The sequence below is a fragment of the Rhodococcus sp. W8901 genome, assembly GCF_013348805.1.
Classification (GTDB): domain Bacteria; phylum Actinomycetota; class Actinomycetes; order Mycobacteriales; family Mycobacteriaceae; genus Prescottella.
Window position 1 is genome coordinate 945,313 of record NZ_CP054690.1, and the last position, 16,050, is coordinate 961,362.

A 16,050-nucleotide genomic window follows, 5' to 3' on the forward strand; every position below is an offset into this window, starting at 1 on the left:
ATGATGGGTCCCTTCAGCTGGAGGCCGGCCGATCAGGCCTTGAGGTCTCCAAGTGCATCGATGCGCGCCGTGGCGTCGGCCATGATGCGGTCGATCAGTTCCTGGCAGCTGGGCAGGTCGTCGATCATGCCGACCACCTGACCGGACGCGAGCACACCGGCCTCCGTGTTGCCCTCGACCAGACCGGCCTTGAGCAGCATCGGGGTGTTGGCGGCCATGATGATCTGCTGCCACGTGCGGTCGCCCGACTTCTTCATGGCGAGTCCGTCCTTGGCGAGCGTGGACCACTTCATGCCCGTCATCGCCTTGAACTTCATGGCATTCTTGGTGGCCGCAACGAGTCCCTTTGCGTAGCTGGACTTCTCGAGTGCATTGACCAGTTCGGTGTTGAGCACGCGGTGCGGCATGCCGTCGACCTTCACCGACACCGTGGTGTCCGTCAGGCTGCGCTTGAGGTACTCCTGCTTGACCGAGTCCGGCACCGCCGAATCGCTCGTGAGCAGGAACCGGGTGCCCATCGCGACGCCCGCGGCACCGTAAGACAGCGCCGCGGCCAGGCCGCGACCGTCGAAGAAGCCGCCGCCGGCGACAACCGGGATGTCGACTGCGTCGAGCACGGACGGCAGCAGCAGCGTCGTCGCGACTCCGCCGGTGTGGCCGCCGCCCTCACCGCCCTGCACGATCACAGCGTCGGCGCCCCACGAGGCGACCTTCACGGCGTGCTTGGCGGCACCGATCGACGGGATCACGACGATCCCGTTGTCCTTGAGCTTGGCGATCAGTTCCTTCTTGGGCGCCAACGCGAACGAGGCGACCTTGACGCCCTCGCGGATCAGCAGATCGCAGCGCTTCGAGGCGTCCGACGCGTCGGCGCGCATGTTGACGCCGAACGGCTTGTCCGTCAGCTGCTTGGTCTTGAGGACCGCTGCCTCGAGCTCCTCGTAGGTCATCGTCGCCGAGGCGAGGATGCCGAGGCCGCCCGCGTTGGCGGTGGCCGCGGTGAGGCGCGGGCCGGACACCCAGCCCATACCCGTCTGCACGATCGGATGCTCGACACCGACCAGCTCGGTGAACGGCGTCTTCAGCACGGCGGTCACGCCGAGACCTCGCGGTCACGCAGGCTCTTCGGATCGATGACCTCGCGGATCAGGCGCAGCTCCTCGGCGGTGGGCTCGCGGGTGATGCCGGCCTCGGCCAGGCCCGCGATCTCGAAGGAGGTGTTGGCCTTGACGTCCTCGGCGGTGACGCCGGGGTGCAGGCTCACCGCACGCATCGTCTGGTTCGGGCCCTGGAAGTCGAACACACCGAGGTTGGTGACCACCTGGTGGTTCTTCAGGAAGCGGAACGCCGGGTTCTCCGGGTCCACCTTGTCGTAGCCGACGCCGCACACCACGTCGACCTGCTCGGCGAACACGCGGGTGGAGTGCTTGCCCACCCAGTAGCTGGTGGCGTGGTTGATGGTGTTGCCGGGGGCGCCGCGCAGGCCGAACATCTGGCGGGTCGGCTTGTCCAGCGGGCCGAACGCGGAGAGGTTCTGGTTGCCGAACTTGTCGATCTGGTTCGCGCCCATCACCACGTGGCGACGGCCGGATGCGACCACGTCGAACACCTTGGAGAACGGGATGTAACCCTCGATCGGCGCGCTCGCGCCGATGGCCGGTGCGTCGGCCAGGATCAGGGCCTCACCGTCGGTGATGATCAGGTCCGGCTCGGTGGTGAGCTTGGCCAGGCGGGCACCGATCAGCGGCAGCGTCGCCATGGGGGAGGCGAAGATCTCGCCGGCGTCGGCGAACAACTCGGCGCACGCGATGGCGCAGTACTCCGCGCGGGTTACCTCGGTCATGACTTCTGCTCCTCTGCGAACTTGCGCACGGCGGCCTGGTAGTCGTCCTCGCTGCCGGACAGGTAGGTGTCGGCGAAGGCCTGCCACGCCTCGGGGGTCTTGGCGGACTCGGCGTAGTGGCGCTGGAACTTCTCGTCGCGCTTGTACTCGCCGGCGAAGGTGAAGTGCGCGCCGCCCGGGGCCTCGGTGACGGTGTCGACCATCGCGCGGTTCAGGATCAGGGCCTGATGCGGGACGGACTTGACGAGTTCCTCGGTCGAGACGATCTTGTCGACGCTGAGGATGCGCTGCTCGGCCGCGAGGCAGAACAGGTCGTCGAAGTAGGGGTCGACGCCGGTGTAGGCGGCGTTGCCGCGCTCGTCGGCCAGGTCCAGGTGGACCAGGGCGGCGTCGAGGTTCAGCGCGGGCATCGCGATGAGGGACTCGATGCGGCCGTCGGCATGCGGGTACGGGGATGCGACGGTCTTGAGCTCGTCGCCCCAGACGGTCTGCGCATCCGAGCCGAGGCCGGCACGGATCGGCATGAACGGCAGGCGCGCGGCGGCGGCCTGCAGGCCGGCCTTGACCATGCCCTCGTCCATCTCGCGAGACTCGATGGTCCCGGCGACGCGGGCCTGTGCGAACCAGGGGTCGTAGAACGGCGCCGAGTCCAGGGACACGAAGCCGTAGTAGGCGCGCTTGACCTTGCCCGCGGAGATCAGCAGACCGAGGTCCGGGCCGAGGTACCCGACGACGGTCAGGTCCTTGACGTCGCTCCGCAGCAGCGCGCGCACCAGTGCCATCGGCTTGCGCCGCGAGCCCCAGCCGCCGATGCCGATGGTCATCCCGCTCTGGATGCCGGCGACGGCCTCATCCAGTGAGCGGCGCTTGTCGCGCTTCTCAGCCATTACTTGCTGTCTCCCTTGGGTGCGGTGGTGTTCGACTTCGGCTTGCCCGTGGCGACGAACTCGTCGCGGTGCTCGTCGGCGACGCCGGCGAGGTTGAGCTCGAACGTGAAGCCCTGCTCGATCCGGTAGCTGGTGTGCACGTCCATCACGTCGATGCGGTTGATCGCTTCCTTGGCGCGGCGGATCACTCGGGTGTCCTTGGCGGCGATCTCGCCGGCGATCTTCAGCGCGCATGCGTCGAGCTCGGCGCGCGGGACCACGTCGTACACGGAACCGAAGTGCTTGAGCGTCTGGGCGTCGACGTTCTTGGCCGTGTAGTACAGCGTGCGCATCATGTGCTGGGGGACCAGGCGGGCGAGGTGCGTGGCCGCACCGAGTGCGCCGCGGTCCACCTCGGGCAGGCCGAAGATCGCATCGTCGGACGCGACGATGACGTCCGCGTTGCCGACCAGGCCGATGCCACCGCCGACGCAGAAGCCGTTGACGGCGACCACGACGGGCACCTCGCAGTCGTAGACCGCGGAGAAGGCTGCGGCGCAGCCGCGGTTGGCGTCGATGAGCGCGCCGTGACCCTCGGTGGCCTGCATTTCCTTGATGTCGACGCCGGCGTTGAAGCCGCGTCCCTCGGCGCGCAGGATCACCACGTGCGTGCTGGGATCCTTGCCCGCTTCGAGGATGGCGTCGGCCAACTCGAACCAGCCCTTCGAGGGGATGGCATTCACGGGCGGGTAGTCGACGGTGACCGTGGTGATCCCGGCACCGTCCGAGGTCGAAGTGATGCCCATGGCATGTTCCTTACGTCTGTTGACCGAACCAAGCGATTGCTTGGTAAGTTATCACAGACGGGTGCGAATGACTCGTGCCGCTTCAGGGAGGATGAACGTGGATCTCGGTCTCGAAGGCAAGGTCGTGCTGGTGACCGGCGGAGTGCGCGGAATCGGGGCCGGCATCAGCCGGTCCTTCATGCGTGCGGGCGCGACGGTGGTGACGTGCGCGCGTCGCCCGGCCGACGAACCCGTCGAGGTCGCGGGTCCCGGAGGCGAACTGCGCAGCATCGACTTCATCCCGTGCGACGTGCGCGACGCGGACCAGGTGCAGTCGATGATCGATCAGATCGTTGCGAAGTACGGCCGGCTCGACACTGTCGTGAACAATGCCGGTGGCGCCCCGTTCGCGATGGCCGCCGACGCGAGCCCCAAGTTCCACTCGAAGATCGTCGAGCTGAACCTCCTCGCTCCGCTGCTGATCTCGCAGATCGCGAACGCGATCATGCAGAAGCAGGAGGACGGTGGGTCGATCGTGATGATCTCCAGCGTCAGCGGCAGCCGACCCTCCCCGGGCACCGCGGCGTACGGCGCCGCGAAGGCGGGCATCGACTCGCTCGCGGCCAGCCTGTCCGTCGAGTGGGCGCCCAAGGTGCGGGTCAATTCGATCGTCGTCGGCCTCGTGCAGACCGAGCTGAGCCACCTGCACTACGGCGACGAGGCCGGCATCGACGCCGTCGGCGCCACCGTCCCGCTGGGTCGGATGGCATTGCCCGAGGACATCGGCAACTGTGCGACATTCCTGGCATCACCGTTGGCGGCCTACGTCAGCGGTTCGACCCTTACCGTCCACGGCGGCGGCGAGCGCCCGGCCTTCCTGGCCGCGGCAACAACTTAAGGAGAATCAAGTGAGCGGATTGCTTGACGGCCGAGTCGTCATCATCACCGGCGCCGGCCGTGGAATCGGTCGCGCGCACGCGCTGGCCTTCGCGGCGGAGGGCGCCAAGGTCGTCGTCAACGACATCGGTGTCGGCGGCGACGGCTCCAACACCGGCGAGACCCCTGCCGAGCAGGTTGTCGCCGAGATCAAGGCCGCCGGCGGCGAGGCCGTCGTCAACGGCGACGACGTCGCGTCGTGGGAGGGTGCCCAGAACCTGATCCAGACGGCTATCGACACGTTCGGTGGACTGGACATCCTGGTCAACAATGCGGGCTTCCTGCGTGACCGCATGCTTGTCGGCATGAGCGAGGAAGAGTGGGACGCGGTCATCCGCGTGCACCTCAAGGGCCACTTCGCCCCGCTGCGCCACGCCGCCGCGTACTGGCGTGCCGAGTCCAAGGCCGGGCGCCCGGTGGACGCCCGCATCATCAACACCAGCTCGGGTGCGGGCCTGCAGGGCTCCATCGGCCAGGGCAACTACGCCGCGGCCAAGGCCGGCATCGCTGAGATGACGATCCAGGCTGCCGCCGAGCTGAAGAACTACGGCGTCTCCGTCAACGCGATCGCCCCCGCGGCCCGTACCCGCATGACCGTCGGCGCCGGTGGCGCGATGGCCGAGGCGATGGCCGCTCCGGAGGAGGGCTTCGACGCGATGGCGCCGGAGAACATCTCCCCGCTGGTCGTGTGGCTGGGCAGCGCCGAGGCGAAGAACGTCACCGGCCGCGTGTTCGAGGTCGAGGGCGGCAAGATTACCGTCGCCGAGGGCTGGCGCCACGGCCCCACCCAGGACAAGGGTGACCGCTGGGACCCGAAGGAGCTCGGACCGGTCGTCGCCGACCTGCTCGAGAAGGCCGAGACCCCCACCCCGGTCTACGGAGCCTGAGCAGCGGCATTCTCGCCTGACGAAAACCGCCCGTGCGCTCGATGCGCACGGGCGGTTTTCGCGTTTCGGCGTGTTTATGCCGGGGTACGGATGATCAGGACCGTGCCGGGGAAGTAGGCGGCGAGTTCGCTGCGCGCCTGCTTGAGCGCCGCGGTCCCGTAACCCTGCTTGCGGGCGTCGGGCGCCACCCAGACCGCGACGTCCACCTCGTTGCCGGTGAGCTCGCCGAACACCAGGCCGACACTGCTGGGCTCGTCGCCGGTCGTGCATTCCGCGACGAACCACCCTGCCGACTCGTCGTCGATGCGCTCGAGCCCGTCCCGACGCTCCTGCTCGACGCGGTCCGGGCTCCACGGCGCGCCCGAGTCGTCGAAGCGCTCGGCGGACCGCTTGCGGAACAGGTCGGTGTCCCCGTCCGAATCGGTGAAGGGGCGCAAGCGAACTCCGGCGCCGGTGCTGAACGGACGCTGCTCGGGCAGCCACTGCAGGGTGGCGTCGAGGTCCTCGAGCTCGGTGCGGATCCGGTCGCGTTCCGTGACCGTCAGCCGGTCGAAACGCAGGTTCAGCACGGCCTCGGCGCAGAAGTCGGACGTCTCGAGCAGGTCACGGACGGCCGCGACGGCGGCGGCACGGTCCTTGCTCTCGACGATTGCGTCCAGGACCTCGTGACGACGGTCGAGTGCCTTCAGCAGGGCCGAAGCGATCTCGCGCCGGTCGATCACCTGGTCGTGGTTCTTCACTGTCATGGTGCGACATTCCTCCTCGAGAACGGGGGTCCCGGCGCCGATGTGCCGGGCGTCGACCCTCATTATTCCCGTCTGTGCGCCTGCGGGGGAGTGCCGCGCGCTATTCGCAGACGACGACGGGGATCTGCCGATCGGTCCAGGCCTGGTAATCATCGAACTCGGGATACATCGCCAGCAGCTTCGGCCACAGCTGCGCGCGCTCGTCGTCGTCGGCGACACGGGCTACCAGATTGCGTACCTGTGAACGGATCTGGATCGTCACTTTCGGGTCGGCCTTCAGGTTCAGGTACCACATCGGGTTCATCGGCTGGCCGCCCTGCGAGGCGACGAGGACGATGCGGTCGTCATCCTCGAGGAACACCAGGGGGGTCACCCGTGGCTCGCCGGTCTTGCGTCCGGTGGTGGTGAGCAGGCAGATCGGCAGGCCGTGCTTCGCGGCGCTGCCGATCCGCCACTTGCCGCCGATGCGCCCACCCGTGACCCGGTACACGACGACGTTCGTTTTCGACATCCACTTGACGAGGGATCGGGTGAACTGCGTATCGAGCAACGGTGGGCGCTTCATCGTGGCGTCAGATCCGCTCGATGATGGTGCCCGTCGCGAGTGCGCCGCCCGCGCACATCGTGATCAGGGCGGTCGAGCCGTCGCGGCGCTCGAGTTCGTGCAGCGCGGTGGTGATCAGGCGAGAACCGGTGCTGCCCACGGGATGTCCGAGCGCGAGCGCGCCGCCGTTGACGTTGACCTTGTCCATGTCGGGGCCGTGGACCTGGGCCCAGGACAGGGCGACCGACGCGAACGCCTCGTTGACCTCGAACAGGTCCAGATCGCCGATCTTCATGCCGGCCTTCTCGAGCACCCGCGCGGTGGCCTGTACGGGGCCGTCGAGGTGGTACTCGGGCTCGGCGCCGACGAGGGCCTGGGTGACGATGCGGGCACGGGGCTTGAGGCCGAGCGCGCGGGCGCGGTCCTCGTCCATGAGCATGACCGCGGCGGCGCCGTCGGAGATCTGCGACGACGTGCCGGCGGTGTGGATGCCGCCCTCGAGGACCGGCTCGAGCTTCGCGAGCGACTCCGCGGTGGTGTCGCGCAGGCCCTGGTCGCGGCTGACGACGTTCATCTCGGACGTCGGCTGCTTGTCCTCGCCGATGACCGGTGCGGTCACCGGGACGATCTCGCGGTCGAAGCGACCCTCGGCCCACGCCTGCTTCGCGAGCGCCTGCGAGCGGACACCGAGGGCCTCGATGTCGTCACGGGTCAGGCCACGGCGCTTCGCGATGCGTTCGGCGGCGTCGAACTGGTTGGGCATGTCGATGTCCCACGACGCGGGACGGCGCGGCCCGGCCTCGGTGCCGACGTTGGCGCCCAACGGAACCTGGCTCATCGCCTCGACGCCGCACGCGACGCCGATGTCGATGGCGCCGGTCGCGATGAGACCCGCGATGAGGTGGTTGGCCTGCTGCGCGGAACCGCACTGGCAGTCGATGGTGGTGGCGCCGGTCTGCCACGGCAGGCCCGCGGCGAGCCACGCGGTGCGGGTGACGTTGTTGGACTGCGCGCCGGCCTGCGTGACACAGCCGCCGATGACCTGTTCGACCAGTACCGGATCGATCCCCGCGCGATCGACGATTCCCTTTTGTGCGGCACCGAGGATCTCGGCCGCGTGCAGGCCCGACAACCAGCCACCGCGCTTCCCGATCGGTGTGCGAACTGCCTCGACGATTACTGGTGTGCCCACGGCGGGCTCCTTTCACTCTCTTCTTCGAAAAGTAGAACAGGTTCTCCCGACAGGGCAAGGGGTCCTGCGGCAGATATTTGCCTAGTCTTTCCCTGATCGGCGCTCTGTGATTCAATGCATGTAGAACGTGTTACACATCACTTCGCGGGCTGACCGCGAGGGCAGGAGACAGCAGTGGCGCAGCCCAATATTCCCGCAGGGTTCGACTTTACGGATCCTGACATCTACGCACACCGTATCCCCGTCGAGGAGCTTGCCGAGGTCCGCAAGACTCAGCCGGTCTACTGGGTCGACCAGCCGGACGGCGTCGGTGGCTTCAACGACGGTGGCTACTGGCTGGTCACCCGGCACGAGGACATCCGGGACGTCTCGCAGCGCAGCGACGTGTTCTCCACGTGGGAGAACACCGCGATTCCGCGGTTCGCGGACGACATGCAGCGTGAGGCCATCGAGCTGCAGCGGTTCGTCCTGCTGAACAAGGACGCGCCGGAGCACACCAAGCTGCGCAAGCTCGTCGCCCGCGGCTTCACGCCCCGCGCGATCAACGGGCTCAAGGCCGAACTGAAGTCCCGCGCCGAGGCCATCGTCAAGGCCGCCGCTGCGGAGGGTAGTGGCGACTTCGTCACCCAGGTCGCGGCGGAGCTGCCGCTGCAGGCCATCGCCGAACTCATCGGTGTGCCGCAGGAGGACCGCGGCAAGGTCTTCGAGTGGTCCAACCAGATGACCTCGTACGACGATCCCGAGTTCGCCGACGTCGATCCGGCGGCCGCGTCGATGGAGATCCTCGGGTACGCGTACCAGATGGCCGAGGCCCGCAAGGAGAATCCGGGCACCGACATCGTCACCACGCTCATCGAGGCGGACGTCGACGGCGACGTGCTCAGCCCGGAGGAGTTCGGCTTCTTCGTGATCGTGCTCGCGGTGGCCGGTAACGAGACCACCCGCAACGCGACCACGCACGGCATGAAGGCCTTCATGGACAACCCCGACCAGTGGGAGCTGTTCAAGAAGGAACGTCCGAAGACCATGGCCGACGAGATCATCCGCTGGGCCACCCCGGTCGCGTCGTTCCAGCGCACCGCGCTCGCGGACACCGAGATCGGCGGCGTCGCGATCAAGAAGGGTCAGCGCGTGGTGATGAGCTACGTCTCGGCCAACTTCGACGAGGACGTGTTCGAGAACCCGCACACGTTCGACATCACGCGTGACCCGAACCCGCACCTGTCGTTCGGTGGCACCGGTGCCCACTACTGCCTGGGTGCCAACCTCGCTCGCATGGAGATCGAGTTGATCTTCAACGCGATCGCCGACGTCCTCCCGGACATCACCGAGGCCGGCGACACCCGCCGCCTGCGGTCCGGCTGGCTCAACGGCATCAAGGAGTACCAGGTCGACTACAAGACCTCGGGTTGCCCGGTCTCCCACTAGGTTCGAATCTCTCCCTCCGGCTCGAGCGGAACACCAAGTCGGGCCACACGGACGCAGTAGCGTCAGCGAGATCCCTCATCCCTCGCTGACGCTACTGCTTTGTGTGTAGGAGGGTTTCGTGGGTGGGGCGGGTGTGCCGGTCCCGGTGGTGGGTACACGGCAGCGCGCACACGAGAATGGGGCGGTTACCGGATCCGGTAACCGCCCCATCGCTTTTCGGGAACTGTCGTCGTTTCGGTGAATCAGACCTTCTTCAACGTCTTCATGGCCCGGTCGACCTCCCAGAAGGCCCGCAGCGACTGCAGCTTGCCCGCCGCGTTCACGCGGTAGATGAAGACTCCCTCGGCGTCCACCTGGTTGCCGGCGATCACCGAGCGGATGAAGCCGATGTTGACGTTCTCGTCACCGCACACCAACGAGTCCTTGACGATGAACTCGAGCGAGTCGGTGTTGGCGATGGTCATGTCGTAGAACTTCGAGATCGCCTCGCGCCCATGATGACCCTTGCCCTCCGGATCGAACCCCGACGGACCGACCGGATCCTCGACCCAGCCGTCCTCGGCGAACAGATCCAGCCACTCTTCCTTGCGCTTGCCGCTCGCGGCGGACTGCGACGCGCGTGCCGCGATCCGTGCGGGATGCTCGGCGGTGGACGATTCGGTACCGGCCTGTGTGCTCACGTGCTGCTCCCTCCCTACTTGATGTACTGATCGGCGAACTTGCGCAGCGAGTCCTGCTTGGCCTCGAGCGGTGCGTCGAAGCCGAGGCCGTCGAAGATCCACGGGACGACGATGTTGTCGGTGATGCCGGCGTCGGCCATCTGGGCGTAGCCGTCCTTGCCGAATCGGTCGATGCACACCGCCTGGATCTCGAAAGGCTCCTCGGCCCGGCCGTATTCGGCACGGAGCTCCTTCAGACGGGCCATCGTTGCCACCAGATCGTCGAACTTCATCATCGCCGACGTCCAGCCGTCACCGATGCGCGCGGCGCGGCGCAGCGCGACATCGGTGTGGCCACCCACGTAGAACGGCACCGGCTTGCTCGGTGCCGGGCTGATCTGCAGGCGGCCGAAGTCGAAGAACTCACCGTGGTACTCGACCATGCCACCGGCCAGCACCATCTTGATGATCTCGATCATCTCGTCGACGCGGGCGCCGCGCTTCTTGTAGGGAGCGCCGCACCACTCGAACTCCTCCGGCGCCCAGCCGATTCCGACACCGAAGCCGAACCGGTTGCCGGTGAGGTTCGCGACCGAACCGACCTGCCGCGCGAGCAGCAGGGGATTGCGGGAGCCGAGTTTGAGCACGTTCGTATAGAAGCCGATCGTGCTCGTGACCGCGCCCATGGCGGCGGCGGCGATCAGTGGATCCACCCACGGTGTCTCCTCGTTCCACATCCGGGAACCGTCGGGAGTGTAGGGGTAGTCCGCTGCCGCCGTCTCCATGAAGAACAGTGAGTCGGGCAGCGCGATGTTCGAGAACCCGCACTCCTCGGCGGTCTGGGCGAGCGCGGTGAGCTGGTCGAGCGGGCTCATTGCGATGCCGACGGTGAACTTCATGGCGTTACCCTTCTAGTTGGTCGGACGGTCGGAACTGACCACCCACATCGCGAAGTACTGCGAGCCGCCACCGTAGGCGTGGCCGAAGGCCTTGCGTGCGCCGTCGACCTGGTGGTCACCGGCGCGCTCCATGACCTGCATCGCGGACTCGGCGTAGCGGATCATGCCGGACGCGCCGATCGGATTGGACGAGAGGACTCCGCCCGACGCGTTGACGGGCAGCTGGCCGCCGAGCGCGGTCTCGCCGGCCTCGGTGAACTTCCAGCCCTGGCCCTCCGGCACGAACCCGAGATTCTCGAGCCACATCGGCTCGAACCACGAGAACGGTACGTAGATCTCGGCCGCGTCGATCTCGGTGAGCGGGTCGGTGATGCCCGCGGCCTTCCACAGTGCGGCCGCGGCGTCGCGGCCGGCCTGCGGGTTGGCGACGTTGCGGCCGGCGTACGCCAGCGGCTCGGTGCGCATCGCGGTCGCGTGGATCCACGCCACCTTGCGGCCTTCCGCCAGGACAGCTTCGGCGGCGTCTTCATTGCCGATGACGATGGCGCAGGCGCCGTCCGACGAGGGGCAGGTCTCGTCGTACCGGATGGGGTCCCACAGCATCTGGGACGCCTGCACCGACTCGATGGTGATGTCGGGCTGCTTGAGGTGCGCGTACGGGTTCAACGCGCCGTTGCGGCGGTCCTTGACGGCGACCATCGCGCCGATGTGGTCGGGGGCGCCCGAGCGGCGGATGTACGAGCGCACGTGCGGTGCGAAGAAGCCGCCCGCGCCCGCGCCGACCGGCATCGTGAACGGCACCGGGGTGGACAGCGCCCACATTGCGTTGGACTCGGACTGCTTCTCCCACGACACCGCGAGCACCCGCTTGTGCACGCCGGCCTGCACCAGGCTGGCCGCGACGTTGCCCGTCGACGCACCGACCGATCCGGCGGTGTGCACGCGCAGCAGCGGTTTACCGTTGGCGCCCAACGCATCCGACATCGCCAGTTCAGGCATCATCGAACCCTCGAACAGGTCGGGGGCCTTGCCGATGACGATGGCGTCGATGTCGTCCCAGCCGACGTGGGCGTCGGCCATCGCGCGGTCGACCGCCTCGCGGGTCATGCCGGCCATCGTGACGTCGTGACGCTTGGCGACGTAGTAGGTCTGACCGGTGCCGAGGACCGCGGCGAGTTGCTTGGCCATATCAGTTGCGTCCTTCCATGACGGCGACCAGGTTCTGCTGCAGCACAGGGCCACTGGTGGCGTGGGCGAGGACGCGCTGCGCGTCACCGCTGAAGATCTGTCGGGCCGCGTAGCCGATGCGCTCGAGACCGCCCGCGAACATCGGGTTGCCGGTAAGCGGGCCGCCCGACGGGTTGACGGTGGTGGCGTCGGTCAGGCCGATCGCCTCGCGCAGGATGATCTCCTGGTGCGTGAACGGGGCGTGCAGCTCGGCGATGTCGAGGTTCGAGACGTTGCCGCCGGTCGCGGCACGGGCCGCGGCGGCGGTGGACGGGGACGTCGTCAGGTCGCGCGATCCGAGGCTGGGGGAGTCGATGCGGTGCTCGATCCCGGTGATCCAGGCCGGCCGCTCGCGCAGCTCGCGGGCACGGTCGCCGCGGGCCAGGATGATCGCGGCCGCACCGTCGGTGATCGGCGCGCAGTCGTGCGTGCGCAGCGGGTCGGCGACGTACTCGGACGCCAGCAGCGTCTCGATGTCGACGTCACCGGAGATCTGCGCGTTGGGGTTGCTCATGGCCGACGCGCGGTTGCGCTGCGCGACCCGGGCCATGTCCTCGGCGGTCCACTTGCCGGCGTCGAGGCCCAGACGGGCCTGCAGGCCCGCGACCGAGACCGAGTCCGGCCACAGCGGGGTCACGAGGTACGGGTCCATCTGCATGGACAGGATCTGTCGGAGGTTGCCGGCGGACGACTTGCCGAAGCCGTACACGAGGGCGGTCTCGACCTCACCGGTCATCAGTTTGACCCAGGCCTCGTAGAGCGCCCACGCGGCATCCATCTCGACGTGCGACTCGTTGATCGGCGGCACGGCGCCGATCGAGTCGATCGCGGAGATGAACGAGAAGGAGCGGCCGGCCAGGTAGTCGGACGAGCCGGAGCACCAGAAGTCGATGTCGGACTTGGTGATTCCGAGCTCGGAGTACATCTCCTGGAAGCAGGGGACCAACATCTCGACACCGTTGGTGGTGCCGGTGGTCTCGCGCACATGGGGGGCCTGTGCGAAGCCGACGACTGCAATGTCTGTCATGGTTCTCGAGGCTCCTAGAGGTGGTGCTTGTAGGTGTCGTATTCCGCGTCCGGCTCACCGCTGGGGCGGAAGTGGGAGATGTTCTTGAGCGAGTACTCCCACTCCTCCTTCGGCCGCCACACGGCCTCGACGCGCATGCCCATCCGGACCTCGGACGCGTCGACGTCGAGGATCAGGTGCAGGAACGGGATGTCGGCGCCGTCGAGCAGCACGTAGGCCGCGACGTACGGCGGCTTGATCTGCTGGCCCAGGAACGGCACGTTGACGATGCAGAACGTGGTGATGGTGCCCTTGTCGGACACCTCGACCTGTTCCTTGGTGGGGGCGCCGTCGGTCGGGTTGGCACCGCGCGGCGGGACGTACACCTTGCCGTTCGCGTCGGTGCGGCCGCCGATGATCTTGCCCTCCATCAGGCCGCGCAGGTAGTAGGTCTCCTCGAGCGACGCGGTGTGCGTGTAGTGCAGGTCGATCGGGGTGGTGATCATCGTGACCGGCTCGCCGCCGGAACCGGTTGCGGCGGAGTCGGAGTCGCTCTCGCCGGGTTCGAAGCACGCGATGTCCTGGATGCGTCCGCTGCGCTCGTCGGCCCAACGCACCCGCACCCGCATGCCGGTGCTCATCGCGTCGGGGGAGCCGGCGTCGACGGCGTGCAGGATCGAGGTGTCCGCGCCGTCGAGCTTCACCAGGGCCCACGCGAACGGGTGCGTCAGGGGCTGACCCTCGATGGGCTCGGCCATCCACGACCAGCTCACGACGCTGCCGGTGTCGGCGACGTCGACGAAATCGGTCATCGGATCGTGGGTCACCGGGTCGAACTCCGGCGGCGGCACGTGCACGCGGCCGTCGGATCCGCGGGCGCCGATGACCTTTCGGTCTCGAAGCGCTGTCACGAAGGCACCGATGGTCGGGCCCACCGATCGGGTGTAGTCGAATTTCAGATTAAGTGGTGCTCTCAGTGGCTGCTCGGCCACTCCGCTCTTGCTCGCTGTCTTTCCTTGGGTCACGGATTCGAGTAGAACAGGTTCTTATTACTGTGGCAAGAGTCACTGCGGATATGGGAAAACACGGAGGCAGGCAATGAAGCTCGGGTTACAACTCGGATACTGGGGTGCGCAACCGCCGGCCAACGCGCAGGAACTCGTGAACGAGGCCGACGCGTCGGGATTCGACGCCGTGTTCTCCGCCGAATCGTGGGGTAACGACGCCTTCACGCCGCTCGCCTGGTGGGGCTCGAGCACGGAGCGCATCCGGCTCGGAACCTCGGTCGCGCAGATGTCGGCGCGGACGCCGACCAACTGCGCGATGCACGCACTGACGCTCGACCACCTGTCCGGGGGCCGCGCGATCCTCGGACTGGGCGTCTCGGGCCCGCAGGTCGTCGAGGGCTGGTACGGCCAGCCGTTCAAGAAGCCGCTCGCACGCACCCGGGAGTACGTCTCGATCGTGCGTCAGGTCCTCGCGCGTGAGGCCGCGGTACGCAACGACGGGCCGCACTATCCGTTGCCGTACGCCGGTGCCGGCTCGATGGGGCTGGGCAAGCCGCTCAAGCCCATCACCCACCCGCTGCGCGCGGACCTGCCGATCTGGCTCGGTGCCGAGGGGCCCAAGAACGTCGCGATGACCGCCGAGATCGCCGACGGTTGGCTCGCGATCTACTACACGCCGCGACTGGCGCCGATGTACAACGAGTGGCTCGACGAGGGATTCGCGCGGCCCGGTGCTCGGCGCAGCCGTGAGGATTTCGAGGTCGCCGCGACCTGCCAGGTGGTCGTCACCGACGACCGCGCCGCCGAGATCGCGAAGCTCAAGCCGATCACCGCTCTGTACGTCGGCGGGATGGGCGCACCCGAACTGAACTTCCACGCGCAGGTCTACACCCGGATGGGCTACGGCGAGGAGGTCAAGGAGATCGGCAAGCTGTTCCTGTCGGGCCGCAAGGAGGAGGCCGCCTCGATCGTGCCCGACGAGATGGTCACGGACACAATGATCATCGGCAACATCGACGAGGTGCGCACGCAGGTCAAGCAGTGGGAGGACGCGGGTGTGACGATGCTGCTGGTGACCTGCCGCAGCACCTCGCACATGCGTGAGTTGGCTGCCGCGGTCGGCACCGCCTGACAGATCCGGAACGCGAACGGCGCGGGCCGTGAAGGGATTTCCTTCACGGCCCGCGCCGTTTCTACGCTTCCGGGATCAGCGCGGGATCAGCGCGGGGCCATTCGGATGGCGCCGTCGAGGCGGATGACCTCGCCGTTGAGCATCGGGTTGGACACGATGTGTGCGGCGAGTGAGCCGTACTCGGCGGGGTCGCCCAGGCGCGAGGGGTGGGGCACCTGCTGGCCGAGGGAGGCCTGTGCGGCCTCGGGCAGCGAGCCGAGCAGCGGGGTCTTGAACAGGCCGGGTGCGATGGTGACGACGCGGATGAGCAGCGATGCCAGGTCGCGGGCGATGGGCAGGGTCATGCCGACGACGCCGCCCTTGGATGCGGAGTAGGCGGCCTGGCCGATCTGGCCGTCGAATGCGGCGACGGAGGCGGTGTTGATGATGACGCCGCGTTCGCCGTCGATCGGCTCGTTCTGGGCGATGCGCTCGGCGGCCAGGCGCAGCACGTTGAAGGTGCCGACGAGGTTGACGTTGATGATCTTGGTGAAGTCGGCGAGCGGGAATGCGCCCTTCTTGCCGACGGTCTTGATGGCGTTGCCGATGCCGGCGCAGTTGACCGTCACGCGCAGCGGGCCGAGGGACTCGGCGAGGTCGAGGGCGGCGGTGACGGAGGCCTCGTCGGTGACGTCGCCGGCGGCGAAGCGGACGCGGTCGCCGAGTTCCTTGGCGACGGTCTCGCCGTTGGACGAGGGCAGGTCGAGGATGACGACGCTGGCGCCGTCGGCGAGCAGGGCCTTGGCGGTGGCGAGGCCGAGGCCCGAGGCGCCGCCGGTGACGAGGGCGACGCTATCGTTGACGATCATGTGGGTTCCTTCCGGATGTTCTTGTGCTTCAGGGTCGTTCGATGA

Annotated in this window: 17 protein-coding genes; 4 read left to right on the top strand and 13 right to left on the bottom strand. The window is 67.7% G+C overall.

Features of this window, described 5'->3' with window-relative positions; translation table 11 throughout:
- Positions 1 to 32 precede the first annotated feature (32 nt).
- Genes HUN07_RS04440 through echA20 form a run of 4 tightly spaced genes read right to left on the bottom strand, consistent with a single transcriptional unit; the run spans position 33 to position 3,515 of the window.
- Positions 33 to 1,097 (bottom strand): NAD(P)H-dependent flavin oxidoreductase, encoded by a 1,065-nt coding sequence (locus HUN07_RS04440; RefSeq protein ID WP_174908181.1) that lies wholly within the window; start codon positions 1,095 to 1,097, stop codon positions 33 to 35.
- Positions 1,094 to 1,843: a CoA-transferase subunit beta gene (locus HUN07_RS04445; RefSeq protein ID WP_174908183.1), complete on the bottom strand. Its 750-nt coding sequence runs from the start codon at positions 1,841 to 1,843 to the stop codon at positions 1,094 to 1,096. Before HUN07_RS04445 ends, HUN07_RS04440 begins: the two co-directional genes overlap by 4 nt.
- Complete coding sequence (locus tag HUN07_RS04450; RefSeq protein ID WP_174908185.1) at positions 1,840 to 2,730, bottom strand: CoA transferase subunit A; 891 nt, start codon at positions 2,728 to 2,730, stop codon at positions 1,840 to 1,842. Before HUN07_RS04450 ends, HUN07_RS04445 begins: the two co-directional genes overlap by 4 nt.
- Entirely contained in the window at positions 2,730 to 3,515 is a 786-nt protein-coding gene (gene echA20 / locus HUN07_RS04455; protein WP_114723603.1) for a (7aS)-7a-methyl-1,5-dioxo-2,3,5,6,7,7a-hexahydro-1H-indene-carboxyl-CoA hydrolase, read from the bottom strand. The genes HUN07_RS04450 and echA20 overlap by 1 nt, the downstream gene beginning before the upstream one ends.
- A gap of 97 nt (positions 3,516 to 3,612) precedes the next feature.
- Between echA20 and HUN07_RS04460 the strand changes: the two genes are divergently transcribed.
- A complete protein-coding gene (locus HUN07_RS04460; protein ID WP_174908187.1) occupies positions 3,613 to 4,392 on the top strand; it encodes an SDR family oxidoreductase in 780 nt (259 codons plus the stop codon).
- A 10-nt stretch (positions 4,393 to 4,402) separates the two neighbouring features.
- The gene (locus tag HUN07_RS04465) at positions 4,403 to 5,317 is read left to right on the top strand and encodes an SDR family oxidoreductase (protein ID WP_114723602.1); all 915 of its coding nucleotides are present in this window, start codon (positions 4,403 to 4,405) and stop codon (positions 5,315 to 5,317) included.
- Positions 5,318 to 5,391: 74 nt separating this feature from the next.
- Here the strand turns inward: HUN07_RS04465 and HUN07_RS04470 are convergent, their stop codons facing one another.
- The 3 genes from HUN07_RS04470 to HUN07_RS04480 form a co-directional block, all read right to left on the bottom strand.
- Positions 5,392 to 6,063: a GNAT family N-acetyltransferase gene (locus HUN07_RS04470; RefSeq protein WP_114723693.1), complete on the bottom strand. Its 672-nt coding sequence runs from the start codon at positions 6,061 to 6,063 to the stop codon at positions 5,392 to 5,394.
- 100 nt (positions 6,064 to 6,163) lie between these two features.
- Positions 6,164 to 6,628 carry a nitroreductase family deazaflavin-dependent oxidoreductase gene (locus HUN07_RS04475; RefSeq protein ID WP_114723601.1) on the bottom strand — a complete coding sequence of 155 codons (465 nt, stop codon included), beginning with the start codon at positions 6,626 to 6,628 and terminating at the stop codon, positions 6,164 to 6,166.
- A gap of 7 nt (positions 6,629 to 6,635) precedes the next feature.
- Complete coding sequence (locus tag HUN07_RS04480) at positions 6,636 to 7,799, bottom strand: steroid 3-ketoacyl-CoA thiolase (RefSeq protein ID WP_174908189.1); 1,164 nt, start codon at positions 7,797 to 7,799, stop codon at positions 6,636 to 6,638.
- A gap of 174 nt (positions 7,800 to 7,973) precedes the next feature.
- Here HUN07_RS04480 and HUN07_RS04485 point away from each other — a divergent pair, with 174 nt between their 5' ends.
- Positions 7,974 to 9,227: a cytochrome P450 gene (locus HUN07_RS04485; protein WP_114724602.1), complete on the top strand. Its 1,254-nt coding sequence runs from the start codon at positions 7,974 to 7,976 to the stop codon at positions 9,225 to 9,227.
- A gap of 242 nt (positions 9,228 to 9,469) precedes the next feature.
- Here the strand turns inward: HUN07_RS04485 and HUN07_RS04490 are convergent, their stop codons facing one another.
- Genes HUN07_RS04490 through HUN07_RS04510 form a run of 5 tightly spaced genes read right to left on the bottom strand, consistent with a single transcriptional unit; the run spans position 9,470 to position 14,010 of the window.
- Positions 9,470 to 9,907 (bottom strand): nuclear transport factor 2 family protein, encoded by a 438-nt coding sequence (locus HUN07_RS04490; protein WP_114724603.1) that lies wholly within the window; start codon positions 9,905 to 9,907, stop codon positions 9,470 to 9,472.
- Between the two features lie 14 nt (positions 9,908 to 9,921).
- Complete coding sequence (locus tag HUN07_RS04495; RefSeq protein WP_114724604.1) at positions 9,922 to 10,785, bottom strand: TIGR03619 family F420-dependent LLM class oxidoreductase; 864 nt, start codon at positions 10,783 to 10,785, stop codon at positions 9,922 to 9,924.
- Positions 10,786 to 10,797: 12 nt separating this feature from the next.
- The gene (locus tag HUN07_RS04500) at positions 10,798 to 11,973 is read right to left on the bottom strand and encodes a thiolase domain-containing protein (protein WP_174908191.1); all 1,176 of its coding nucleotides are present in this window, start codon (positions 11,971 to 11,973) and stop codon (positions 10,798 to 10,800) included.
- Position 11,974: 1 nt separating this feature from the next.
- Positions 11,975 to 13,039, bottom strand: a complete 1,065-nt coding sequence (locus HUN07_RS04505) for a thiolase domain-containing protein (RefSeq protein ID WP_174908193.1) — start codon at positions 13,037 to 13,039, stop codon at positions 11,975 to 11,977.
- Positions 13,040 to 13,053: 14 nt separating this feature from the next.
- A complete protein-coding gene (locus HUN07_RS04510) occupies positions 13,054 to 14,010 on the bottom strand; it encodes a Zn-ribbon domain-containing OB-fold protein (RefSeq protein ID WP_114724607.1) in 957 nt (318 codons plus the stop codon).
- Positions 14,011 to 14,116: 106 nt separating this feature from the next.
- Between HUN07_RS04510 and HUN07_RS04515 the strand changes: the two genes are divergently transcribed.
- Entirely contained in the window at positions 14,117 to 15,157 is a 1,041-nt protein-coding gene (locus HUN07_RS04515) for an LLM class F420-dependent oxidoreductase (protein WP_174908194.1), read from the top strand.
- Positions 15,158 to 15,243: 86 nt separating this feature from the next.
- Here HUN07_RS04515 and HUN07_RS04520 read toward each other — a convergent pair whose 3' ends face one another.
- Entirely contained in the window at positions 15,244 to 16,005 is a 762-nt protein-coding gene (locus tag HUN07_RS04520; RefSeq protein WP_174908196.1) for a 3-hydroxyacyl-CoA dehydrogenase, read from the bottom strand.
- Positions 16,006 to 16,050: the final 45 nt, after the last annotated feature.